The organism is Staphylococcus caprae (genome assembly GCF_002902725.1).
Taxonomy (GTDB): Bacteria; Bacillota; Bacilli; order Staphylococcales; family Staphylococcaceae; genus Staphylococcus; species Staphylococcus caprae.
Genome location: NZ_PPRT01000085.1, coordinates 1 through 1261, shown reverse-complemented (window position 1 = coordinate 1261; position 1261 = coordinate 1). Strand labels below are relative to the sequence as shown.

The window sequence follows — 1261 nt, the reverse complement described above, 5'->3', positions numbered from 1 at the left end:
CTCTAAAATAAATCAATGAATAGGTCTACAGATGTATAGTAAATATTTTATTTTATAATATACTTATCAATGGAATAAGAATATGAATATGAAATAAAACGAAAAGGAGTGGTTGGAATGCGACGTTCAGATAAAAGAAAAATGAGCTTGCCAACTAAAATTCTTCTTTGGGTAGTGGGAATTTTATTTTTACTTACAGTTATTGCAGTCATCTATGTAGGTGCAAAAATATTTATTACGGGAGATAAAATTCATAACCCTTTAAATAGAAGTCATTCAGAATTACGTTCGGGAAAAGTAAACTTAAAAAATGGCGATCCTTTTACAATTGCTTTATTTGGTGTGGACTCTGATGCGGAACGTAAACAGCAAGGTGGGGGTCAACGTAGTGATACCATTATGATTTTATCAATTAATCCTAAAGAAAAGAAAACAGAATTAGTAAGTATACCTCGTGATACTCAAGCGAAAATTGTTGGAAGAGGTACAACAGAAAAAATTGCTCACGCCTATGCTTATGGTGGTCCAAATATGGCAGTTAATTCTCTTGAGAAATTAATGAATGTTCCTATTGATCATTATGCAACCATTGATATGGATGGATTACATGATATGATTGATGTTTTAGGTGGTGTGGATGTTGTAAGTAATGACACATTCTCAGTTGATGGTCTTCATTTTGAAAAGGGAGCAAAGACACATGTCAATGGCGATGAAGCAATGAAATTCATACGTAGTCGTAAAGAAGAAGGCGCTGGCGGTGACTTTGGCAGACAAGAACGTCAACAACTTGTGTTAGAAGCGATGGCTAATAAAATGTCGAGTGCTTCATCTATCACACATTTCAATTCATTAATGGACGAAATACAAAATAACGTAAAAACAGATTTAACACTTGGAGATCTTAATTTAATTAGAAAGAACTATAAAGATGCGAATCAAACAGTTAATCGTCACCAATTAGATGGTGAAGGTGGTATTCAAGATGATGGATTATACTACTTTGTACCAAGTGATTCATCTAAAAATGAAAATACTCAATTATTAAAAAATAACCTAGATTTATAAAAGAGGTACGATATTTAAAACTTTATTAAATGCTTAACTGCAGTTCGGAGGGAGAGGGACAGAAATATAATTTAGCAAAATTATTTTCGTTGTCCCTCTCCCAACTTTCATTGTTTGTAGAATTTCTTAAAAAGAAATTCTCTGTGTTGGGGCCCCGCCGGCAAGGATGGCTAGGATTAAAAGAAGCTTGATA

1 protein-coding gene is annotated in these 1261 nt (G+C 33.4%); it reads left to right on the top strand.

Annotation, left to right across the window (positions count from 1 at the left end):
* The first annotated feature begins 117 nt into the window (after window positions 1-117).
* Window positions 118-1068: an LCP family glycopolymer transferase gene (locus CD155_RS11970; RefSeq protein WP_037541603.1), complete on the top strand. Its 951-nt coding sequence runs from the start codon at window positions 118-120 to the stop codon at window positions 1066-1068.
* The last annotated feature ends 193 nt before the right edge of the window (window positions 1069-1261 follow it).

Coding starts and splice junctions, on each gene's coding strand:
- CD155_RS11970 (WP_037541603.1), top strand. CDS start 118: ATGCGACGTTCAGATAAAAGAAAAATGAGCTTGCCAACTAAAATTCTT.